Origin of the sequence: Lelliottia sp. F153 (assembly GCF_002870005.1) — a bacterium.
GTDB classification, from domain to species: domain Bacteria; phylum Pseudomonadota; class Gammaproteobacteria; order Enterobacterales; family Enterobacteriaceae; genus Enterobacter; species Enterobacter nimipressuralis.
Genome location: NZ_PKFT01000007.1, coordinates 194,411 through 214,690 on the forward strand (window position 1 = coordinate 194,411; position 20,280 = coordinate 214,690).

The following is a 20,280-nucleotide window of genomic DNA, read 5'->3' on the forward strand; positions in this document are numbered from 1 at the left end:
AATAATGTTATCTGGGCAAACACCCGCCCGGGTCTGGAACACGCGTCGCACTGAAAAAGCGCGCCGCCTGGCTTCTGTCCCGGTGCAAGGCAAGGTTCTGCCAACCGACGATCTTGTCGCCATGCTGGAAAAACTGATTGCTCCGGGCGATAAAGTCGTACTGGAAGGCAACAACCAAAAGCAGGCTGATTTTCTGTCCCGTTCACTGGCCGAGGTCAATCCGCAAATCGTGCATGACCTGCATATGATCATGCCAAGCGTCGGTCGCAGCGAGCATCTCGATATCTTCGAAAAGGGCATCGCCCGCAAACTCGATTTCTCCTTCTCCGGAACCCAAAGCCTGCGTATTTCGCAGCTACTGGAGGACGGCCAGCTCGAAATCGGTGCCATTCATACTTACATCGAACTCTACTCCCGCCTGTACGTCGATCTTTCACCGAACGTGGCGCTGATTGCCGGTTTTAAAGCGGACCGCAAAGGCAACCTGTATACCGGCGCAAGCACCGAAGACACGCCTGCGCTGGTGGAAGCCGCCGCGTTCCACGACGGGATCGTCATCGCTCAGGTGAACGAGCTGGTGGACGACGAGTGCGATCTGCCGCGCGTCGATATTCCTGGCTCGTGGATTGATTACGTGGTCGTTGCCGACAAGCCGTTCTTCATCGAACCGCTCTTTACCCGCGACCCGCGTCTCATCAAACAAGAACACATCCTGATGGCGATGATGGCGATTAAGGGCATCTACGCGGAACACCAGGTGCAGTCTCTGAACCACGGTATTGGCTTTAACACCGCAGCGATTGAGCTGCTGCTGCCGACCTACGGCGAACAGCTCGGTCTGAAGGGTAAAATCTGTAAGCACTGGACCCTGAACCCGCACCCAACGCTGATTCCGGCGATTGAAAGCGGCTGGGTCGAGAGCGTCCACTGCTTCGGCGGTGAGCTGGGGATGGAAGAGTACATCCGTGCCCGTCCTGACGTGTTCTTTACCGGTGCCGACGGCTCGATGCGTTCCAACCGTGCATTCTGCCAGCTGGCAGGCCAGTACGCGGTGGATATGTTTATCGGTTCAACCCTCCAGGTTGACGGCTATGCCAACTCCTCGACTGTGACCCGCGGTCGCCTGTCGGGCTTCGGCGGCGCGCCAAACATGGGTCACGATCCCCACGGTCGTCGTCATGCCACGCCAGCATGGCTCAACATGATCACCGAACCAGACCCGATGCAGCGCGGTAAAAAGCTGGTGGTGCAGATGGTGGAAACTTTCCAGGCGGGCGTTAAACCGACCTTCGTGGAAAAACTCGATGCCGTTGAAGTGGCGAAAACCTCCGGGATGCCGCTGGCGCCAGTCATGATTTACGGCGATGACGTGACGCACGTGCTCACCGAAGAGGGGATTGCGTACCTCTATCGCGCTGAAAATCTCGAAGAGCGCCGCGCAATGGTTGCGGCAGTGGCCGGGATCACCGACATCGGCCTGGGCGTGGACGCCAAACGCGTCGCCGCGCTGCGCCAGAGCGGCAAAGTGGTCTATCCGGAAGATATGGGTATTCGTCGTACCGATGCGACCCGATCTCTGCTGGCAGCCGGGAGTGTATCTGACCTGGTGGAATGGTCCGGCGGTCTTTACAACCCACCTGCGAAATTCCGGAGCTGGTAATGAAACTTCTGCCACAGATTCAGGTTGAAGGCGGTGCCGAATGGCTGGCGCGAACCGCCACGCAGTGTCTGATTGACGAAGCACGATTAAGCCCGAAACCCGGTCTGGTGGACAGTCGGGGGAATGGCGCGCACCTGGATCTCTCGCTCGCGTTAATGGAGCGTTCCGCGCACAGCCTGACCCCCACGTTTCAGGCACTGGCGCAGCAAAGCTGGCAGCGTCCGGCCGACATTGCGCTCAGACAAACCATCGGCAGGCTCGGCCGTGAGGGCGAGCAGAACATGATGGCGGCCACCCAGGGAGTGAACACTCACCGTGGCGCAATCTGGGCGCTCGGGCTGCTGGTAAGCGCGGTAGCGATGCTGGGCGGCGACGCGCGTCCGCAGACTATCGCACGGACTGCAGCCGAACTGGCCACGCTGCCCGATGACGCCGCCCCGAAAGTGTTCAGCAAAGGGCTTCGCGCCACGCACCGCTACCGGGTGCCGGGTGCACGCGAAGAGGCGCAGCAGGCGTTCCCACACGTTTTACAGCGGGCACTGCCGCAGCTTCGTCTCAGCCGCCTGAACGGCAGCAGCGAATCGCACGCCAGGCTTGATGCGCTGATGGCCATCATGACCTCGCTGACCGACACCTGCGTGCTCTCCCGCGCCGGGATGGAAGGGCTGGAGACGATGCAGGACGGCGCTCGCGCCGTGCTGAATGCGGGCGGAACCGCGCAGCCGGAAGGCCAGCGCGCTTTGGCGGAACTTGACCGCCGGATGCTGGCGCTCAACGCCTCTCCGGGTGGTGCCGCCGATCTGCTTGCCGCCACGCTGTTCCTCGACCGCGTCGAGACGCCTTATTCAAAGCATTAAGAGGATGTTATGGAAAAAATCACATTGACCGTGCCAGCCAGCCGCGAAGTAAGCGGCAGGGCGCTGGCAGGGGTTGTCGGTTCTGGTGATATGGAGGTGCTATTCACCGCCGACCAGAGCCAGACCTTAACCATCGATATCACCACTTCCGTCGACAACAGCCGTGGTCGCTGGGAGGCGCTATTCAACCGTCTGCACACCGTGAGCAGCCTGCCTGCCGGTCGCCTCACCATTCATGACTTTGGTGCCACCCCTGGCGTGGCGCGCATTCGTATTGAACAGGTCTTTGAAGAGGTGAGCCATGCGTGACGATCTGAGTTTTATCGAATTAAAAGCGCGCCAGCGTGCGCACGCGCTGCTGGACGATGGCAGCTACCGTGAACTGCTGGACCCGTTTGAAGGCATTACCTCTCCGTGGCTGGGCGCACAGGGTATCGTGCCGCAGGCAGACGACGGGATGGTGGTCGCGAAAGGGACCATTAACGGTCAGCCTGCTGTCGTCGTGGCGATCGAAGGTGCGTTCCAGGGCGGCAGTATGGGCGAAGTCTCAGGGGCCAAAATGGCCGCCGCACTGGAACTGGCGGCAGAAGATAACCGCAACGGTATCCCGACCCAGGCGGTGCTTTGCCTCGAAACCGGCGGCGTTCGTCTGCAGGAAGCGAATCTTGGTCTGGCGGCGATTGCTGATATTCACGCGGCGATTGTCGATTTACGTCGCTATACGCCGGTCATCGGTATTGTCGCCGGGACCGTCGGTTGCTTCGGTGGGATGTCGATTGCGGCGGCCCTGTGCAGCTATCTGATTGTCACCCGCGAAGCACGTCTCGGTCTTAACGGCCCGCAGGTTATCGAGCAGGAAGCCGGGATTGATGAGTACGACTCCCGCGACCGTCCGTTTATCTGGAGCATGACCGGCGGCGAAATCCGCTATGAAAGTGGTCTGGTGGATGCGCTGGTGGGCGACGGCGTGAACGCGGTGAAACAGGCGATGAACGAGGCTATTGCCAAAGGGGTTCCGGCTGCGCATCGCACCGATAACTATGATGGTTACCTGAATCGACTGAGCCATTTCGACACCCGCAAACAGGCGGATACCGAACAGATCCATGCGCTTTTTGCCCGGGAGGTGAAATGATGACTACTACAATCAGCCGCGGCGAACTCTGGCTGCAAACGCTCGCCCCACATGCCCAACGTCTGTCAGGGCTATGCCCGTCCGTGCAGGCCGCTGACGGTGAACTGAACGGTGAGACCGTACGTTTCGTTGCCGTGGTCCCGGATGCGAACAACCATTTCCCGCGCGCCGCGCAGGGTGAAGTGGGGCTGCTGGAGGGCTGGACGCTGGCTAAAGTGGTGAGCGAAACCATTGCCGCTGATGCCGATAAAGCCGTTAAACGTCCTATCGTGGCGGTGATTGACGTACCGAGCCAGGCGTATGGCCGTCGCGAAGAGGCGTTCGGTATCCATCAGGCGCTGGCCGGAGCAGCTGCGGCGTATGCCAATGCGCGTCTGGCCGGTCATCCGGTCATCGGCCTCATCGTCGGCAAAGCGATGTCGGGTGCTTTCCTGGCACACGGCTACCAGGCAAACCGCCTGATTGCTTTCAACGACAAGGGTGTACTGATTCATGCGATGGGCAAAGAGTCTGCCGCACGTATCACCCTGCGCACCGTCGACGCGCTGGAAAAACTGGCGGCCACCATCCCGCCAATGGCGTACGACATCAGTAACTACGCCACGCTCGGGCTGCTCGCCGATCTGCTGGACATCAGCAACCCGGACGCCCCTTCCGACAGCGATCTGGCGCAGGTGAAAACCACTCTGCAACAGGCCATCAACGACGCACGTCAGGACACCACGCTGAAAAGCCGTCTGGGTGCTGACAACCGCCGCAGCTCTGCTCTGGTACGCGAACGTATGCGAGCAAGCTGGTAATTAAAAAAAAAGTCCTGCCAGATGCAGGGCCACGTGGGCGCACTCGCTGCGCCTGCGCGGGAACCTGCATCCTGAAAATAATAATCATCGCGCCAGTGCTATCTCTTTTTTTAAATTACAGGTGATTTATGACTTACGTAATTGTTCATGCTCTTGCTCCGATTTTTGTCATCATGCTGCTGGGATTCTGGGCCGGTAAGGCCAAAATGGTCGACAACAAAAATGTCTCCCTGCTGAATATCTTTGTGATGGATTTTGCGCTGCCTGCGGCGCTGTTTAGTGCCACAGTACAAACCCCGTGGACGGGTATCCTCGCCCAGTCGCCGCTGATTCTGGTGCTGACGCTGGCGATGTGGATCACCTATGCGGCGATCTATTTCCTGGCCACCAAGGTCTTTAAAAAATCCCCGCAGGATGCGGCCGTACTGACCCTGACGGTGGCCCTGCCTAACTATGCGGCGCTCGGTCTGCCCATTCTCGGCAGCGTGCTCGGGGAAGGTTCGTCCACCTCGCTCTCCGTGGCGGTCTCCATCGCCTGTGGTTCTGTCCTGATGACGCCGTTCTGCCTGCTGATTCTGGAGCGCGAAAAAGCGCGTGCCGAAGGCGGCAACAGCGGTTCGACTCTGGCGATGCTGCCGGTGCTGATGTGGCGCTCTATCAAAAAACCGATCGTGATGGGCCCGCTGCTTGGGGTAATTCTGTCGGCTATTGGTATCAAAATGCCGGAACTGGTTCTGGCAGCGATTAAACCGCTGGGTCTGGCAGCTACGGCGGCAGCGCTGTTCCTGACCGGGGTGATCCTCTCTGCGCGCAAACTGCAAATCAACACCATGGTGATCACGTCCACTATTGCCAAACTGCTGATTCAGCCTGCCATTGCCTGGGGTCTGGTGCTAATTTTCGGTCTGCATGGATCTGTGGCGATCACGGCAATTCTGATGATTGCGCTTTCCGCAGGTTTCTTTGGCGTGGTCTTCGGCAACCGTTTTGGCGTGCAGTCTCCTGATGCAGAAGCGGTGCTGCTGTTAAGCTCGGTCCTGTGTATCCTGTCTCTGCCGCTGTTTATCTCGCTGACTTCAGGAATGTAATTATGATCAAAACATTACGCCCGCACGATCTTATCTGGCTTAACGCGCGCGACGCGCTGGAAGGTATCACCGAATCCTGGGTGGATGGCGTGTGGCATACCGGTCTGCCTGTGGTGGTGCGGCGTGATGTTGATGGTATCGGACGGATCCCCGTCGGCGTACGCGGTTTGAAGCGCGAACAACGCGCCGCCGGTTGGGTTAACCCCGAGCGCGTGACCCGCGTGGTATCTCCGGAAGATTTAAGCGTCGCGACCGATTTGCTGCGCTCGCCGTTTATCACCCAGCCGCCCGTGCAGGTGGCGTTTCAGGTTGCGCAGCAGGCGTGGCCCTGGACGTGGGGGATAACCGGCAGTACCGGCTATGCGCTGGCAACCGGCGTTCCGGTGATCCATGCCGAGAGCGATCTGGATCTGCTGATCCGGGCGCCCGTGCCGCTGCCTCAGGAAGCGTTCCAGCGCTGGGCGGCGCAGCTCGGTAGTGCGTTGTGCCGCGTGGATACGCAGGTGGAAACCCCTGCGGGCGGGTTCGCGCTGAACGAGTGGCTGCGCGAGGGCGGAGCGCTGCTAAAAACGCATCGTGGGCCCCGCCTGGTAGCCGACCCGTGGGGCAGGGAGGAGTCATGAAAATTTTGTTTACCTTCCCGGGACAGGGGACGCAGCGTGCAGGCATGCTGCAGGACCTGCCGGGTACAGAGAGAGCGGTAGCGCGCGAGGTTTTGGGTGAAGAAGCGGATCGGCTGGATTCCCCCGACGCGCTGAAACACACCCGCGCGGTGCAACTGTCTCTTCTGATCGCTGGCATTTCCTGGGCGCGAGAACTGGAACGACGTGGCGTGACGCCAGATATTGTTAGCGGCCTGTCGATTGGTGCTTATCCTGCTGCCGTGATCGCCGGTGCACTGACGTTTACCGACGCGCTTCAGCTGGTGGCCTTGCGCGGTGATTTGATGGAGCAGGCGTATCCCCACGGCTACGGTTTGACGGCCATCATGGGGCTGACGCTGCCACAGGTGGAGGCGCTGCTTGCGGGCACTGGCACGTACATCGCTAACCTCAACGCGGAAACGCAGATTGTGATTGCCGGCACCGATGAGGGAATGGCCGAAGTGGCAAAACGCGCGCTGGAGAAGGGCGCGAATAAAGCTCATCGGCTGGCGGTGAGTGTGCCTTCGCATTGTGAACTGCTGGCGGCACCGGCGCAGAAACTGGCGGAGGCGTTCAGCCATGTGACCCTTTCTCGCCCGCGCTGTGCCTGGCTCAGCGGCAGTACCGGACGCGTATTATGGGCGCCGGAGAAAATTGCCGACGATTTAGCCATGAACATGGCGCGTACGGTGCGCTGGCAGGAGGCGGTGATTTCCGCCAACGAGCGTGAGGCGCGACTGGCGATAGAGATGCCTCCCGGCGGTGTGCTGACGTGCCTGACGCGACAGGCGGCGTGGGAAGGTGAAGCGGTTTCACTCGAGCGCAGCGGTGTGGATGTGGCGGTGCATCTGGCAAAACGTCTTCGCGGGTAGTTTTTTGCCTGCTGGCGACGGGTTTTAATTCCTGGAAAATCCTGCGTCTGGTAACGCGGAGTTACACCCGGCAAAGCATCAGCTACCGTCCTGCAAACTGCGGGCGTACATTCGCCCCTCTGCAGCCAGTGCCCGCAGGCTCGGGTCTTGCTCGCGGTTGCGGGCAAAGACAATCGCGATCAGCTGTTGCATCTGGTACGGCTGCGCCAGCTTCAGCAACTGCACGGAGTTCTCGTAGACCTTTTTCATCCTGCCGGGCATCAGCGTAAAGCCCACACCCGCCTGCACCAGACTTAACATCGAGAAGATATCATTCACACGGGTGACGATTTCCGGCTCAAAACCGGCAATCTGGAACGCGTCCTGAAAACCGGCGTAGGTGGCAAACCCTTCCGCCAGCGAGACAAACTTCTGATCTTTGTAATCGCGCAGATCGGCCAGGCCGTTGCTGTTGAGTTTGGCCGACGCGGGCGCAGCGAGAAAAATGTCGTCGTGGAACAGGGGCAGCACTTCGAGGGTATTTCGGTCGATATCGCTTTCGGAGATGGAGATCAGGATTGCGTCCAGCGCGCCTTCATCGAGCAGATGGAGCAGGGTGTCGTTAGAGCCCATCGTCAGGTCCATCTCCAGATCCGGACGGCGCAGTTTCATCCCCATAATCAGCCGTGGGACGGTTTCCATCGTCAGGGAGTAGAGCGTACCGACGCGCAGGCGCCCCTGTCCTATCCCGGCGATTTTGCGCGACTCTTCCAGCCCGCGCTCCATCACCTGCATCACTTCCTGGCAATACTCCAGCAGTGTCCAGGCGGAAGGTAGCGCAATCAGATTGCGTCCTTTGTGGGTGAACAGCGGGCAGCGAACGTTCTCTTCAAGGGTATGCAGGGCGCGGTGCACGCTGACACCGCTCAGGCCCAGAGCCTCGGCGGTGCGGGCGATATTGCCCTTTTCCATGAAGGTCATGAAAATACTCAGTTTGCGAAATGTGATGTCGCTCGTGATGTCGATAGTCATAACCTTCCTGATCCATTAATCGGTTTGCAGTATCTCTTCCAGCTGTTCCTGCGCGTCCAGCCACGCCATTTCGCACTCTTCCAGGCCAGATTTGGTTTTGGCCTGTACCTGCAGGCACTCGGTCAGCTCGGCTTTGCGCGCCTGATCGTACAGGCCGCTGTCGCCGAGCTTCTCTTCCACCGTGGCCAGCTGCGCGTGCAGTTTTTCCATCTCTTTTTCCAGACGCGCGATCTCTTTACGCAGCGGCTGGGTTTGCGTGCGCAGTTCTGCCTCGCGACGTTTCTGGTCTTTACGCGCCTGAGCGCTGTTGGCGTTATCTTTCGCGTCATCGGCAGGCTGGTTTTCCTGCTTCTGCACGTCCGTTAGCCACTGCTGATAATCTTCCAGATCGCCGTCGAACGGTTCGACTTTGCCATCGTGCACCAGATAGAGGTCATCGGTGGTGGAGCGGATCAGGTGCCTGTCGTGCGAAACCACAACAAGGGCGCCTTCAAATTCGATCAACGCTTCGGTCAACGCCTGACGCATATCGAGATCCAGGTGGTTAGTCGGTTCATCGAGCAGCAGCAGGTTCGGACGCTGCCAGACGATCAGCGCGAGCACCAGACGGGCTTTTTCCCCGCCGGAGAAGCGCTCGGTGTTCTCGCTGACTTTATCGCCCTGGAAGCCGAAACCGCCGAGGTAGTCGCGCAGCTTCTGCTCCATTTCCTGAGGTGCCAGACGCGCCATGTGCTGAATCGGCGATTCGTCTGCGCGTAAAAATTCCAGCTGATGCTGGGCGAAGTAGCCCAGTTTGATGCCCTTCGCCAGCCCGATATCGCCGCTGACCGGGTTCAGTTCGCCCGCCAGCAGTTTAATCAGTGTGGACTTACCTGCGCCATTACGCCCGAGCAGACCGATGCGAGAACCCGGCACCAGGTTGAGCTTGATGGAGTCGAGAATAATGCGCTCGCCGTAGCCGGCGCTGACCTTCTCCATCTTCAGCAATGGGTTAGGCAGGCTTTCCGGGGCGCGGAAGCTAAAGTGGAACGGGTTATCCACGTGCGCAGGGGCAATCATCTCCATGCGCTCGAGCATTTTGATGCGGCTCTGGGCCTGTTTGGCTTTGGAGGCTTTGGCCTTAAAGCGATCAACAAAGCTTTGCAGATGGGCAACGCGCTGCTGCTGGCTTTCGTACATCGCCTGCTGCTGTGACAGGCGTGTGGCGCGCTGGCGCTCGAACGAGCTGTAGTTGCCCGTATATTCGAACATCGATTCCTGTTCGATATGAATGATTTTATCGACGACCGGGTCGAGGAAGTCGCGGTCGTGGGAGATCAGGATCAGCGTACCCTGATAGCTTTTCAGCCATTTTTCCAGCCAGATCACCGCGTCGAGATCAAGGTGGTTGGTCGGTTCATCGAGGAGCAGCAGATCCGAGCGGCAGACCAGCGCTTGCGCGAGGTTCAGGCGCATACGCCAGCCGCCGGAGAAATCGCTCACCGGGCGCTCTAACTGCTCGTTGCTGAAGCCCAGACCGTGCAGCAGGCTGGAGGCGCGCGAGCGGATGGTCCAGGCGTCGATGGCGTCGAGCTTGCCGTGAACGGTGGCGATGGCGTGGCCGTCGTTACGCTCGTTGGCGGCGTTCAGCTCGGCTTCCAGCTTGCGGTATTCGCGGTCGCCATCAATCACATAGTCGAGCGCCGGAACGCTCAGGGCAGGGGTTTCCTGGTTAACCCAGGCCAGCTGCCAGTTTCCCGGATAGGTGAAGCTCCCTGCATCGGCGCTCATCTCGTTTTTCAGAAGCGACAGCAGAGTGGATTTGCCGCAGCCGTTTTTGCCCACCAGACCGACTTTTTGCCCAGGGTTAATGGTGGCTGTAGCGTTGTCCAGCAGGACGCGTACGCCGCGACGAATTTGTAACGAGGAGAAAACAATCATAGAGCGCCGTGTGTTCCGACTATGTTAAGTTGTCATTATAATGGAGTTAAATGTTGTACCGCGCCTGACGCGGGAGTGCCATGTTAGCCCAAAATGGCAATGATGACGACCCGGGAGGGGAATGATGTCCCAGACAGCAAAAGTGCTGCTGCTGTATGCCCATCCGGAATCACAGGACTCGGTCGCTAACCGGGTTTTGCTCAAACCGGCTCGACAACTCAGCAATGTGACGGTGCACGACCTGTACGCGCACTATCCTGATTTTTTTATTGATATCCCACACGAACAGGAACTGTTGCGTCAGCATGACGTGATTGTGTTCCAGCATCCGCTTTATACCTACAGCTGTCCGGCGTTGCTGAAAGAGTGGCTGGACCGGGTATTGACCCGCGGCTTTTCCAGTGGACCAGGGGGAAACCAGCTGGCGGGAAAGTACTGGCGGAGTGTCATCACGACCGGTGAACCCGAGAGCGCCTACCGTCACGACGGGCTAAACCGCTATCCCATGAGCGATATTCTGCGCCCTTTTGAATTGACAGCGGCCATGTGCCGTATGCAGTGGATGAGCCCGATTGTGGTCTATTGGGCGCGCCGCCAGCCCTCAAAAGAGCTGGCGAATCATGCCAAAGCCTATGGCGACTGGCTGGCCTCACCGATTCTGACAGGAGGCCGCTGATGGAAGGTTCTGATCTGTTACTGGCTGGTGTGTTGTTCCTCTTCGCGGCGGTTGTGGCCGTGCCGCTGGCCTCCCGGCTGGGTATCGGCGCGGTACTGGGCTATCTGCTGGCAGGTATCGCAATAGGCCCGTGGGGGCTTGGATTTATAAGCGACGTGGATGAAATCCTCCACTTCTCTGAGCTGGGTGTGGTCTTCCTGATGTTTATCATTGGGCTGGAGCTGAATCCTGCGAAGCTCTGGCACCTGCGGCGCTCGATTTTTGGCGTTGGCGCCGCACAGGTGCTGTTCAGCGCGGTGATCCTCGCTGGATTGCTGATGTTGACCGAGTTCAAGTGGCAGGCGGCGGTGATCGGCGGGATTGGTCTGGCGATGTCTTCGACGGCGATGGCGCTGCAGCTGATGCGTGATAAGGGGATGAATCGCAACGAGTCGGGACAGCTCGGTTTTTCCGTTTTGCTGTTTCAGGATTTAGCGGTGATCCCCGCGTTAGCGCTGGTGCCGCTGCTCGCCGGGTCTGGCGACGATCATTTCGACTGGATGAAAGTTGGCATGAAGGTGCTGGCGTTTGGAGGCATGCTGATTGGCGGGCGTTACCTGCTGCGTCCGGTGTTTCGCTTTATTGCGGCGTCCGGCGTGCGGGAAGTGTTTACCGCGGCGACGCTGCTGCTGGTGTTGGGGTCCGCGCTGTTTATGGATGCGCTGGGGCTGTCGATGGCGCTGGGGACGTTTATCGCGGGTGTCCTGCTGGCAGAGAGTGAATATCGTCACGAGCTGGAGATTGCCATCGATCCCTTTAAGGGGTTGCTGTTAGGGCTGTTCTTTATCTCTGTCGGTATGGCGCTCAACCTTGGCGTGCTCTACACCCATCTGCTGTGGGTGGTGATCAGCGTCGCGGTGCTGGTGGCGGTGAAAACCGGCGTGCTTTACGCCCTGGCGCGGATTTACGGCCTCCGAAGTTCTGAGCGCATGCAGTTCGCGGGCGTGCTGAGTCAGGGGGGAGAGTTCGCATTTGTGCTCTTCTCCACAGCATCGTCCCAGCGTTTATTTCAGGATGATCAGATGGCGCTGCTGCTGGTGACGGTCACCCTGTCGATGATGACCACGCCGCTGCTGATGAAGCTGATTGATAAATCCCTGTCGCGCCGCTTCAATCCGCCGGAAGACGAAGCGGAAACACCGTGGGTGGAAGACGATAAACCACAGGTAATTGTGGTGGGCTTTGGCCGTTTTGGGCAGGTGATTGGCCGCTTGCTGATGGCCAATGAGATGCGCATTACGGTGCTGGAGCGTGATATCAGCGCAGTAAATCTGATGCGCAAATACGGTTATAAAGTCTATTACGGCGATGCGACGCAGCTTGAGCTGCTGCGTTCAGCAGGTGCCGAGGCCGCAGAGTCTATCGTCATCACCTGTAATGAACCGGAAGATACGATGAAGCTGGTGGAGCTGTGTCAGCAGCATTTCCCGCATCTGCATATTCTGGCGCGCGCCAGAGGGCGTGTAGAAGCCCATGAGCTGTTGCAGGCGGGGGTGAAAAACTTCTCGCGTGAGACGTTTTCCAGCGCCCTTGAGCTAGGCCGTAAGACGCTGGTTTCGCTGGGGATGCATCCGCACCAGGCGCTGCGCGCCCAGCTACATTTCCGCCGCCTTGATATGCGTATGCTGCGCGAGTTAATGCCCGTCCATAGCGATACGGCGCAAATCTCCCGCGTGCGGGAAGCTCGCCGTGAGCTGGAAGAGATCTTCCAGCGTGAGATGCAGAAGGAACGGCGTCAGCTCGATGGCTGGGATGAATTTGAATAGGGGAAAAAGTATGGCAGTTCGTAAACGTTTTATTGCAGGCGCAAAATGCCCGTCCTGCCAGGCGCAAGATACCCTGGCCATGTGGCGCGAGAATAATATCGATATTGTTGAGTGTGTTAAGTGCCGGCACCAGATGCGCGAGGCGGATAAAGAGGTTCGCGAGCACGTTCGCAAAGAAGAGCAAGTGATCGGCATTTTTCATCCGGACTAGCGATATGCCCTCAGATTTTTTAAGCTAAAGGGTACACGGGTGCAGATTTCCGCTACAATCTGCGCCAGCAATTTTCCCACGCTCAGGAGATATCATGAAAGTAGCAAAAGACCTGGTGGTCAGCCTGGCCTATCAGGTACGTACAGAAGACGGTGTGTTGGTTGATGAGTCTCCGGTGAGTGCGCCGCTGGACTACCTGCATGGTCACGGTTCCCTGATTTCCGGCCTGGAAAACGCGCTGGAAGGTCATGTTGTTGGCGACAAATTTGATGTTGCTGTAGGCGCGAATGACGCTTACGGTCAGTACGACGATAATCTGGTTCAGCGCGTTCCTAAAGACGTGTTCATGGGCGTTGACGAGCTGCAGGTTGGCATGCGTTTCCTGGCTGAAACTGACCAGGGTCCAGTACCTGTTGAAATCACAGAAGTTGAAGACGAGCACGTTGTGGTTGACGGTAACCACATGCTGGCTGGCCAGAACCTGAAATTCAACGTTGAAGTTATCGCGATTCGTGAAGCGACTGCTGAAGAGCTGGCTCATGGCCACGTTCACGGTGCAAATGGTCACGACCACGATCACGACCATGACGGTTGCTGCGGTGGTCACGGCCACGATCATGACCACGGTCATGAGCACGGCAAAGGCGGTTGTGGTGGTAACGGCGGTTGCGGCTGCCACTAAATCACCGGCGTCTTTCGAGCCGCAGAGGCGTTGACTGCGTTTTCCAGTCCCGGTTGTAGAGTGTTCTATGCTCTCGGGAATGTTCTAACCAGTCACCTTTCTGCAACGCGTATGACCGGGTAATTTAGCAGTGTCGCAGGCACAAAAAAGCGGGAAATGTTCCCGCTTTTTTTATGCCTCAATAGTGAGGTGGGGGCGTCTCTTCTGCCTGTGAGGCGATGTGTGACGACTGCGTCGCTTTCACTTTTTCCGTAAGCAGGCGCAGAAGATCGCGCAGTTTGGCCATTTCCAGTTCGTGAGCCGTCACCGTCTGGTTCAGCTCATCGATGGTCACTTCCTGAAAAGCCAGGCGGCTTTCCAGCTCGGCCAGCCGCGCTTCCAATGTCGTATTTTGCATGATTGACCTCTCTGTGATTTCGCACGCCAGGGGCGTTGGCGGCGGCGAATTTTACCCGAGTTTACTCCTCTGTAAAGCATCCTGCCTTAATGCAAGAAACTTATTTAAACAAAAATAGTCTGAAAAGAAGCGAGTTTAGGGAGAGTCTGTCTGTAGATTTCTTCTTCAACGTTCTATAGTACGCTTCTCATATACGTTTAACGCTGGGGTGAGAGGCCCCGGTCCTGGAGAAATGGATGAAATCACTGTTTAAAGTAACGCTGCTGGCGACCACGATGGCCGTCGCACTGAATGCGCCGCTCTCTTTCGCTGCTGATACCGCTGCGAAGCCTGCTGCAAGCGCAGACAGTAAAGCTGCGTTCAAAAATGACGACCAGAAATCAGCCTATGCGCTGGGCGCATCTCTGGGCCGTTACATGGAAAACTCTCTCAAAGAGCAAGAGAAACTGGGCATCAAACTGGATAAAGACCAGCTGATCGCCGGGGTTCAGGATGCGTTTGCAAACAAGAGCAAACTGTCTGACCAGGAAATCGAACAGACCCTGCAGGCTTTTGAAGCTCGCGTGAAAGGTGCTGCTCAGGGCAAGATGGAACAAGACGCAAAAGACAACGAAGCGAAAGGCAAAGCCTACCGCGATACTTTTGCTAAAGAGAAGGGTGTGAAAACCTCTTCTACCGGTCTGCTGTACAAAGTAGAGAAAGCCGGTACTGGCGATGCGCCTAAAGACAGCGATACCGTAGTTGTGAACTACAAAGGTACCCTGATCGACGGTAAAGAGTTCGATAACTCTTATACCCGTGGTGAACCGCTCTCCTTCCGTCTTGACGGTGTTATCCCAGGCTGGACCGAAGGCCTGAAAAACATCAAGAAAGGCGGCAAAATTCAGCTGGTAATCCCACCGGATCTGGCTTACGGCAAAACGGGCGTTCCGGGTATTCCGGCTAACTCCACTCTGGTCTTCAATGTTGAGCTGCTGGACATCAAACCAGCACCGAAGGCAGATGCCAAACCAGATGCTGCTGCAGATGATAAAGCTGCAGACGCAGCGAAGAAGTAAAACGCTGAAATCCGCCGCCTTTAAGGCGGCGGTTTTTTTATTGTGGGGCAGATATAATTAACACTGGAAAGCGTTACCTACGCTGTATTAATTTAGTTGTCCGTGTAAATATGAGCCTGCCCTGACAACCTAATGACAGGCTCCTGAAAAGGAGTGTTTTTTTCATGTCCAGGTCGCTTTTAACCAACGAAACCAGTGAACTCGATTTGCTGGATCAACGTCCTTTCGATCAGACCGACTTCGATATTCTCAAATCCTACGAAGCGGTGGTGGACGGGTTAGCGATGCTCATTGGCTCCCACTGCGAAATCGTATTGCACTCCCTGCAAGATCTGAAATGTTCCGCCATCCGCATTGCTAATGGTGAGCACACTGGCCGCAAAATTGGATCGCCAATTACCGACCTTGCACTGCGTATGCTGCACGACATGACCGGCGCGGACAGCAGCGTCTCCAAATGTTATTTCACTCGTGCCAAAAGCGGCGTTCTGATGAAATCAGAAACGATCGCCATCCGTAACCGCGAGCACCGCGTAATCGGACTGCTGTGTATCAACATGAACCTTGATGTGCCGTTCTCTCAAATCATGAGCACCTTTATTCCGCCTGAAACGCCGGAAGTGAACTCGTCGGTGAACTTTGCGTCTTCCGTTGAAGACCTCGTCACCCAGACGCTGGAGTTCACCATCGAAGAGGTCAATGCCGATCGCAACGTATCGAACAACGCTAAGAACCGTCAGATCGTGCTGAACCTCTATGAAAAAGGCATTTTCGATATTAAAGATGCGATTAACCAGGTGGCAGATCGCCTGAACATTTCCAAGCACACGGTTTATCTTTACATCCGCCAGTTCAAAAGCGGTGATTTCCTGGGACAAGAGAAGTAATGCGTTTTGCCATCATGGTGACAGGCCCGGCTTACGGTACTCAGCAGGCCAGTAGCGCTTTTCAGTTTGCCGAGGCGTTGTTGGCTGCCGGGCATCAGCTGAGCAGTGTCTTTTTCTACCGGGAAGGGGTCTACAACGCTAACCAGTTGACCTCGCCTGCGTCGGATGAGTTTGATCTGGTGCGCGGCTGGCAGAAACTTAATGAGTTACAGGGCGTCGAGCTGCACATTTGTGTCGCGGCGGCGTTGCGTCGCGGTGTGACGGATGAAGCAGAAGCCGAGCGTCTTGGCCTTGCCGGGGCGAATCTCCAGCCTGGCTTTTCCCTCAGTGGCTTAGGCGCGCTGGCTCAAGCGGCGTTGACCAGCGATCGGATGGTACAATTCTGATGAACCGCGTTGCCTTTGTATTTACTTCTGCCCCGCACGGCAGTGCAGCCGGCAGGGAAGGGCTTGATGCGCTTTTAGCGACCTCGGCTCTGACGGAAGATATCGGTGTCTTCTTTATCGGTGATGGCGTGCTCCAGCTTTTGGCCGGGCAACAGCCTCAGCAGATTTTGGCGCGTGACTATATTGCGACCTTCAAAGTTCTGCCCCTGTACGACATCGAGACTTTCTGGGTCTGTGCGGCATCGCTAAAAGAGCGCGGGCTGGATAAAAACACCGCTATGGTTCTGGATGTGACTGTCGTCGCGCCCGAAGTGTTACGCGAACAACTCTCTCAATATCATACTGTTCTGACTTTCTGAGGCCGTCATGCTCCATACCTTGAGCCACTCTCCGTGGCAGTGCGATATCGACGGGTTGCTGAGAATGCTGGCCGACGGCGACGACCTGCTGCTGATTCAGGACGGCGTGCTGGCCGCAATTGAAGGCAGCCGCTTTGTTGAAATGCTCAATAATGCCCCCATTACTGTCTCTGCACTAAAGGAAGACATTGATGCACGCGGCCTTGCTGCTCAAATTTCAGCCAAAATCGACGTGGTTAGCTATACTGATTTCGTCAATCTCTCGGTGAAACACACAACTCAAATGAGTTGGTGAGGTGAGATCGCTGTATATTTCTTGACACCTTTTCGGCGTGGCCCTAAAATTTCGCGTCCTCATATTGTATGAGGCGATTTATTACGTGTTTACGAAGCAAAAGCTAAAACCAGGAGCTATTTAATGGCAACAGTTAACCAGCTGGTACGCAAACCACGCGCTCGCAAAGTTGCAAAAAGCAACGTGCCTGCGCTGGAAGCCTGCCCGCAGAAACGTGGCGTATGTACTCGTGTATATACCACCACTCCTAAGAAACCAAACTCCGCACTGCGTAAAGTATGCCGTGTGCGTTTGACCAACGGTTTTGAAGTGACTTCCTACATCGGTGGTGAAGGTCACAACCTGCAGGAACACTCCGTGATCCTGATCCGTGGCGGTCGTGTAAAAGACCTTCCGGGTGTTCGTTATCACACCGTTCGTGGTGCGCTCGACTGCTCCGGCGTTAAAGACCGTAAGCAAGCTCGCTCCAAGTATGGCGTGAAGCGTCCTAAGGCTTAATGGTTCTCCGTTAAGTAAGGCCAAACTGATTTATCTTAATGTCAAACTAAACTCTTTGAGTTTTGGACAATCCTGAATTAACAACGGAGTATTCCCATGCCACGTCGTCGCGTCATTGGTCAGCGTAAAATCCTTCCAGATCCTAAGTTCGGATCAGAACTGCTGGCAAAATTTGTAAATATCCTGATGGTAGATGGTAAAAAATCTACTGCAGAAGCAATCGTATACAGCGCGCTGGAGACCCTGGCTCAGCGTTCTGGTAAAAATGAACTGGAAGCTTTCGAAGTCGCTCTCGACAACGTTCGCCCAACCGTAGAAGTTAAGTCCCGCCGCGTTGGTGGTTCTACTTATCAGGTTCCAGTTGAAGTTCGTCCGGTTCGTCGTAATGCTCTGGCAATGCGTTGGATCGTTGAAGCTGCTCGTAAACGCGGTGATAAATCCATGGCTCTGCGTCTGGCGAACGAACTTTCTGATGCTGCAGACAACAAAGGTACTGCAGTTAAGAAACGTGAAGACGTTCACCGTATGGCAGAAGCCAACAAGGCGTTCGCACACTACCGTTGGTAATCCCTTCGGAGTCATAGTCACCAGGCGGGCGCTTCAGAGAAGCCGCCCGCTCTGGGTTACTTAACTGAACGCCAAAGAATCAAACGAGGAATCAAATGGCTCGTACAACACCCATCGCACGCTACCGTAACATCGGTATCAGTGCGCACATCGACGCCGGTAAAACCACTACTACCGAACGTATTCTGTTCTACACCGGTGTAAACCATAAAATCGGTGAAGTTCATGACGGCGCAGCTACCATGGACTGGATGGAACAGGAGCAGGAGCGTGGTATTACCATCACCTCCGCAGCGACTACTGCATTCTGGTCAGGTATGGCTAAGCAGTATGAACCGCATCGCGTAAACATCATCGACACCCCGGGGCACGTTGACTTCACTATCGAAGTTGAACGTTCCATGCGTGTTCTTGATGGTGCAGTAATGGTTTACTGCGCAGTTGGTGGTGTTCAGCCACAGTCTGAAACCGTATGGCGTCAGGCTAATAAATACAAAGTTCCACGCATCGCGTTCGTTAACAAAATGGACCGTATGGGTGCTAACTTCCTGAAAGTTGTTGGTCAGATCAAAACCCGTCTGGGCGCGACTCCGGTTCCGCTTCAGCTGGCAATTGGTGCTGAAGAAGGTTTCACCGGTGTTGTTGACCTGGTGAAAATGAAAGCCATCAACTGGAACGAAGAAGATGCAGGCGTCACCTTCGTTTATGAAGATATTCCAGCAGACATGCAGGACCTGGCCGACGAATGGCACCAGAACCTGATCGAGTCCGCTGCTGAAGCTTCAGAAGAGCTGATGGAGAAATACCTGGGTGGTGAAGAACTGACTGAAGAAGAGATCAAGAAAGCTCTGCGTCAGCGCGTTCTGAACAACGAAATCATCCTGGTAACCTGTGGTTCTGCGTTCAAGAACAAAGGTGTTCAGGCAATGCTGGATGCGGTAATTGATTACCTGCCATCTCCAGTAGATGTTCCTGCGATCAACGGTATCCTGGACGACGGTAAAGACACTCCGGCTGAACGTCACGCAAGTGATGACGAGCCGTTTGCTGCACTGGCGTTCAAAATCGCTACCGACCCGTTCGTGGGTAACCTGACGTTCTTCCGCGTGTACTCTGGCGTGGTTAACTCCGGTGACACCATCCTGAACTCCGTGAAAGCTGCACGTGAACGTTTCGGTCGTATCGTACAGATGCACGCGAACAAACGTGAAGAGATCAAAGAAGTTCGCGCAGGCGACATCGCTGCGGCTATCGGTCTGAAAGACGTGACTACTGGTGACACCCTGTGTAACCCAGATCACCCAATCATTCTGGAGCGTATGGAGTTCCCTGAGCCAGTAATCTCTATCGCCGTTGAACCAAAAACCAAAGCTGACCAGGAAAAAATGGGTCTGGCTCTGGGCCGTCTGGCTAAAGAAGACCCATCATTCCGCGTATGGACTGATGAAGAATCTAACCAGACCATCATCGCTGGTATGGGTGAACTGCACCTCGACATCATCGTTGACCGTATGAAGCGTGAATTCAACGTTGAAGCTAACGTGGGTAAACCTCAGGTTGCTTACCGCGAAGCGATTCGTGCGAAAGTTACCGATGTTGAAGGTAAACACGCTAAGCAGTCTGGTGGTCGTGGTCAGTACGGTCATGTTGTTATCGACATGTACCCACTGGAGCCGGGCTCAAATCCGAAAGGTTACGAGTTCATCAACGACATCAAAGGTGGTGTAATTCCTGGCGAATACATCCCTGCCGTTGATAAAGGTATCCAGGAGCAGCTGAAGTCTGGCCCTCTGGCAGGTTACCCGGTAGTAGATCTCGGCGTGCGTCTGCACTTCGGTTCTTACCATGACGTTGACTCCTCTGAACTGGCGTTTAAACTGGCCGCTTCTATCGCCTTCAAAGATGGCTTTAAGAAAGCGAAACCAGTTCTGCTTGAGCCTATCATGAAGGTTGAAGTAGAGACTCCGGAAGAGAACACCGGTGACGTTATCGGTGACCTTAGCCGTCGTCGTGGTCAGCTGAAAGGTCAGGAATCTAACGCTACTGGCGTTCAGATTCATGCTGAAGTTCCGTTGTCAGAAATGTTCGGGTACGCAACTCAGCTGCGTTCTCTGACTAAAGGTCGTGCATCTTACTCCATGGAATTCCTGAAGTATGATGATGCGCCGAACAACGTTGCTCAGGCCGTAATCGAAGCCCGTGGCAAATAAGCCTCAGGTTTAAAAACCAAAATCCCGTGTCCCCTCGGTGAGGGGGCACTATAGTAAGGAATATAGCCGTGTCTAAAGAAAAATTTGAACGTACAAAACCGCACGTCAACGTTGGTACTATCGGCCACGTTGACCATGGTAAAACTACCCTGACTGCTGCAATCACTACCGTTCTGGCTAAAACCTACGGTGGTTCTGCTCGTGCATTCGATCAGATCGATAACGCACCAGAAGAAAAAGCTCGTGGTATCACCATTTACAC

General features: G+C 56.0%; 24 protein-coding genes. 21 read left to right on the forward strand and 3 right to left on the reverse strand.

Going from position 1 to position 20,280, the window contains the following annotated elements; genetic code table 11:
- Nucleotides 1-4: 4 nt before the first annotated feature.
- From mdcA to mdcH, 8 genes are all read left to right on the forward strand, one after another.
- Nucleotides 5-1,660, forward strand: a complete 1,656-nt coding sequence (gene mdcA, locus F153LOC_RS16315) for a malonate decarboxylase subunit alpha (RefSeq protein WP_100778629.1) — start codon at nucleotides 5-7, stop codon at nucleotides 1,658-1,660.
- Nucleotides 1,660-2,517, forward strand: coding sequence for a triphosphoribosyl-dephospho-CoA synthase (locus F153LOC_RS16320; RefSeq protein ID WP_100778630.1), 858 nt, complete (start codon nucleotides 1,660-1,662; stop codon nucleotides 2,515-2,517). The genes mdcA and F153LOC_RS16320 overlap by 1 nt, the downstream gene beginning before the upstream one ends.
- A gap of 9 nt (nucleotides 2,518-2,526) precedes the next feature.
- Entirely contained in the window at nucleotides 2,527-2,826 is a 300-nt protein-coding gene (gene mdcC, locus F153LOC_RS16325) for a malonate decarboxylase acyl carrier protein (protein WP_100778631.1), read from the forward strand.
- Nucleotides 2,819-3,652 carry a biotin-independent malonate decarboxylase subunit beta gene (locus F153LOC_RS16330; protein ID WP_102105351.1) on the forward strand — a complete coding sequence of 278 codons (834 nt, stop codon included), beginning with the start codon at nucleotides 2,819-2,821 and terminating at the stop codon, nucleotides 3,650-3,652. The genes mdcC and F153LOC_RS16330 overlap by 8 nt, the downstream gene beginning before the upstream one ends.
- On the forward strand, nucleotides 3,652-4,452 hold the full coding sequence (gene mdcE / locus F153LOC_RS16335) for a biotin-independent malonate decarboxylase subunit gamma (protein WP_100780802.1): 801 nt from the start codon (nucleotides 3,652-3,654) through the stop codon (nucleotides 4,450-4,452). Before F153LOC_RS16330 ends, mdcE begins: the two co-directional genes overlap by 1 nt.
- A gap of 128 nt (nucleotides 4,453-4,580) precedes the next feature.
- Nucleotides 4,581-5,540, forward strand: a complete 960-nt coding sequence (locus F153LOC_RS16340; protein ID WP_100778633.1) for an AEC family transporter — start codon at nucleotides 4,581-4,583, stop codon at nucleotides 5,538-5,540.
- A 2-nt stretch (nucleotides 5,541-5,542) separates the two neighbouring features.
- Nucleotides 5,543-6,163 (forward strand): malonate decarboxylase holo-ACP synthase, encoded by a 621-nt coding sequence (locus F153LOC_RS16345; protein ID WP_102105352.1) that lies wholly within the window; start codon nucleotides 5,543-5,545, stop codon nucleotides 6,161-6,163.
- Nucleotides 6,160-7,056 (forward strand): malonate decarboxylase subunit epsilon, encoded by an 897-nt coding sequence (mdcH, locus tag F153LOC_RS16350; RefSeq protein WP_102105353.1) that lies wholly within the window; start codon nucleotides 6,160-6,162, stop codon nucleotides 7,054-7,056. Before F153LOC_RS16345 ends, mdcH begins: the two co-directional genes overlap by 4 nt.
- Before the next feature lie 78 nt (nucleotides 7,057-7,134).
- Here mdcH and F153LOC_RS16355 read toward each other — a convergent pair whose 3' ends face one another.
- Nucleotides 7,135-8,067 carry a LysR family transcriptional regulator gene (locus tag F153LOC_RS16355; RefSeq protein WP_100778636.1) on the reverse strand — a complete coding sequence of 311 codons (933 nt, stop codon included), beginning with the start codon at nucleotides 8,065-8,067 and terminating at the stop codon, nucleotides 7,135-7,137.
- Nucleotides 8,068-8,082: 15 nt separating this feature from the next.
- Nucleotides 8,083-9,987, reverse strand: coding sequence for an ABC transporter ATP-binding protein (locus F153LOC_RS16360; protein WP_102105354.1), 1,905 nt, complete (start codon nucleotides 9,985-9,987; stop codon nucleotides 8,083-8,085).
- Nucleotides 9,988-10,108: 121 nt separating this feature from the next.
- Between F153LOC_RS16360 and kefG the strand changes: the two genes are divergently transcribed.
- The 4 genes from kefG to slyD all read left to right on the forward strand — a co-directional run bounded on the left by kefG (nucleotide 10,109) and on the right by slyD (nucleotide 13,361).
- Entirely contained in the window at nucleotides 10,109-10,663 is a 555-nt protein-coding gene (gene kefG / locus F153LOC_RS16365) for a glutathione-regulated potassium-efflux system ancillary protein KefG (protein ID WP_100778638.1), read from the forward strand.
- A complete protein-coding gene (gene kefB / locus F153LOC_RS16370) occupies nucleotides 10,663-12,468 on the forward strand; it encodes a glutathione-regulated potassium-efflux system protein KefB (protein ID WP_100778639.1) in 1,806 nt (601 codons plus the stop codon). Before kefG ends, kefB begins: the two co-directional genes overlap by 1 nt.
- 10 nt (nucleotides 12,469-12,478) lie before the next feature.
- Nucleotides 12,479-12,679, forward strand: coding sequence for a YheV family putative zinc ribbon protein (locus F153LOC_RS16375; protein ID WP_102105355.1), 201 nt, complete (start codon nucleotides 12,479-12,481; stop codon nucleotides 12,677-12,679).
- A gap of 94 nt (nucleotides 12,680-12,773) precedes the next feature.
- A complete protein-coding gene (slyD, locus tag F153LOC_RS16380; protein WP_095283679.1) occupies nucleotides 12,774-13,361 on the forward strand; it encodes a peptidylprolyl isomerase in 588 nt (195 codons plus the stop codon).
- A gap of 178 nt (nucleotides 13,362-13,539) precedes the next feature.
- Here the strand turns inward: slyD and F153LOC_RS16385 are convergent, their stop codons facing one another.
- Nucleotides 13,540-13,758, reverse strand: a complete 219-nt coding sequence (locus F153LOC_RS16385; RefSeq protein ID WP_100778641.1) for a protein SlyX — start codon at nucleotides 13,756-13,758, stop codon at nucleotides 13,540-13,542.
- A 236-nt stretch (nucleotides 13,759-13,994) separates the two neighbouring features.
- Here F153LOC_RS16385 and fkpA point away from each other — a divergent pair, with 236 nt between their 5' ends.
- The 9 genes from fkpA to F153LOC_RS16430 form a co-directional block, all read left to right on the forward strand.
- Nucleotides 13,995-14,816 carry an FKBP-type peptidyl-prolyl cis-trans isomerase gene (fkpA, locus tag F153LOC_RS16390; RefSeq protein ID WP_095283677.1) on the forward strand — a complete coding sequence of 274 codons (822 nt, stop codon included), beginning with the start codon at nucleotides 13,995-13,997 and terminating at the stop codon, nucleotides 14,814-14,816.
- A gap of 164 nt (nucleotides 14,817-14,980) precedes the next feature.
- On the forward strand, nucleotides 14,981-15,703 hold the full coding sequence (locus F153LOC_RS16395) for a transcriptional regulator (RefSeq protein WP_100778642.1): 723 nt from the start codon (nucleotides 14,981-14,983) through the stop codon (nucleotides 15,701-15,703).
- Nucleotides 15,703-16,089, forward strand: a complete 387-nt coding sequence (gene tusD, locus F153LOC_RS16400; RefSeq protein WP_102105356.1) for a sulfurtransferase complex subunit TusD — start codon at nucleotides 15,703-15,705, stop codon at nucleotides 16,087-16,089. The genes F153LOC_RS16395 and tusD overlap by 1 nt, the downstream gene beginning before the upstream one ends.
- Nucleotides 16,089-16,448 carry a sulfurtransferase complex subunit TusC gene (tusC, locus tag F153LOC_RS16405; protein WP_100778644.1) on the forward strand — a complete coding sequence of 120 codons (360 nt, stop codon included), beginning with the start codon at nucleotides 16,089-16,091 and terminating at the stop codon, nucleotides 16,446-16,448. The genes tusD and tusC overlap by 1 nt, the downstream gene beginning before the upstream one ends.
- A gap of 7 nt (nucleotides 16,449-16,455) precedes the next feature.
- Entirely contained in the window at nucleotides 16,456-16,743 is a 288-nt protein-coding gene (gene tusB / locus F153LOC_RS16410) for a sulfurtransferase complex subunit TusB (RefSeq protein WP_102105357.1), read from the forward strand.
- A 123-nt stretch (nucleotides 16,744-16,866) separates the two neighbouring features.
- Nucleotides 16,867-17,241: a 30S ribosomal protein S12 gene (gene rpsL / locus F153LOC_RS16415; protein WP_000246815.1), complete on the forward strand. Its 375-nt coding sequence runs from the start codon at nucleotides 16,867-16,869 to the stop codon at nucleotides 17,239-17,241.
- A 96-nt stretch (nucleotides 17,242-17,337) separates the two neighbouring features.
- Nucleotides 17,338-17,808 (forward strand): 30S ribosomal protein S7, encoded by a 471-nt coding sequence (gene rpsG / locus F153LOC_RS16420; RefSeq protein WP_004106370.1) that lies wholly within the window; start codon nucleotides 17,338-17,340, stop codon nucleotides 17,806-17,808.
- Between the two features lie 95 nt (nucleotides 17,809-17,903).
- Nucleotides 17,904-20,018, forward strand: coding sequence for an elongation factor G (gene fusA, locus F153LOC_RS16425; protein ID WP_100778646.1), 2,115 nt, complete (start codon nucleotides 17,904-17,906; stop codon nucleotides 20,016-20,018).
- Between the two features lie 68 nt (nucleotides 20,019-20,086).
- Nucleotides 20,087-20,280 (forward strand): GTP-binding protein (locus F153LOC_RS16430; protein ID WP_233213764.1); only part of this gene is annotated, 194 nt, incomplete at its 3' end.

Coding starts and splice junctions, on each gene's coding strand:
- mdcA (WP_100778629.1), top strand. CDS start 5: ATGTTATCTGGGCAAACACCCGCCCGGGTCTGGAACACGCGTCGCACT.
- mdcH (WP_102105353.1), top strand. CDS start 6,160: ATGAAAATTTTGTTTACCTTCCCGGGACAGGGGACGCAGCGTGCAGGC.
- kefB (WP_100778639.1), top strand. CDS start 10,663: ATGGAAGGTTCTGATCTGTTACTGGCTGGTGTGTTGTTCCTCTTCGCG.
- rpsG (WP_004106370.1), top strand. CDS start 17,338: ATGCCACGTCGTCGCGTCATTGGTCAGCGTAAAATCCTTCCAGATCCT.
- F153LOC_RS16375 (WP_102105355.1), top strand. CDS start 12,479: ATGGCAGTTCGTAAACGTTTTATTGCAGGCGCAAAATGCCCGTCCTGC.
- tusB (WP_102105357.1), top strand. CDS start 16,456: ATGCTCCATACCTTGAGCCACTCTCCGTGGCAGTGCGATATCGACGGG.
- tusD (WP_102105356.1), top strand. CDS start 15,703: ATGCGTTTTGCCATCATGGTGACAGGCCCGGCTTACGGTACTCAGCAG.
- slyD (WP_095283679.1), top strand. CDS start 12,774: ATGAAAGTAGCAAAAGACCTGGTGGTCAGCCTGGCCTATCAGGTACGT.
- F153LOC_RS16330 (WP_102105351.1), top strand. CDS start 2,819: ATGCGTGACGATCTGAGTTTTATCGAATTAAAAGCGCGCCAGCGTGCG.
- fkpA (WP_095283677.1), top strand. CDS start 13,995: ATGAAATCACTGTTTAAAGTAACGCTGCTGGCGACCACGATGGCCGTC.
- F153LOC_RS16340 (WP_100778633.1), top strand. CDS start 4,581: ATGACTTACGTAATTGTTCATGCTCTTGCTCCGATTTTTGTCATCATG.
- mdcE (WP_100780802.1), top strand. CDS start 3,652: ATGACTACTACAATCAGCCGCGGCGAACTCTGGCTGCAAACGCTCGCC.
- F153LOC_RS16345 (WP_102105352.1), top strand. CDS start 5,543: ATGATCAAAACATTACGCCCGCACGATCTTATCTGGCTTAACGCGCGC.
- tusC (WP_100778644.1), top strand. CDS start 16,089: ATGAACCGCGTTGCCTTTGTATTTACTTCTGCCCCGCACGGCAGTGCA.
- F153LOC_RS16395 (WP_100778642.1), top strand. CDS start 14,981: ATGTCCAGGTCGCTTTTAACCAACGAAACCAGTGAACTCGATTTGCTG.
- fusA (WP_100778646.1), top strand. CDS start 17,904: ATGGCTCGTACAACACCCATCGCACGCTACCGTAACATCGGTATCAGT.
- rpsL (WP_000246815.1), top strand. CDS start 16,867: ATGGCAACAGTTAACCAGCTGGTACGCAAACCACGCGCTCGCAAAGTT.
- mdcC (WP_100778631.1), top strand. CDS start 2,527: ATGGAAAAAATCACATTGACCGTGCCAGCCAGCCGCGAAGTAAGCGGC.
- F153LOC_RS16320 (WP_100778630.1), top strand. CDS start 1,660: ATGAAACTTCTGCCACAGATTCAGGTTGAAGGCGGTGCCGAATGGCTG.
- F153LOC_RS16360 (WP_102105354.1), bottom strand. CDS start 9,987: ATGATTGTTTTCTCCTCGTTACAAATTCGTCGCGGCGTACGCGTCCTG.
- kefG (WP_100778638.1), top strand. CDS start 10,109: ATGATGTCCCAGACAGCAAAAGTGCTGCTGCTGTATGCCCATCCGGAA.
- F153LOC_RS16355 (WP_100778636.1), bottom strand. CDS start 8,067: ATGACTATCGACATCACGAGCGACATCACATTTCGCAAACTGAGTATT.
- F153LOC_RS16385 (WP_100778641.1), bottom strand. CDS start 13,758: ATGCAAAATACGACATTGGAAGCGCGGCTGGCCGAGCTGGAAAGCCGC.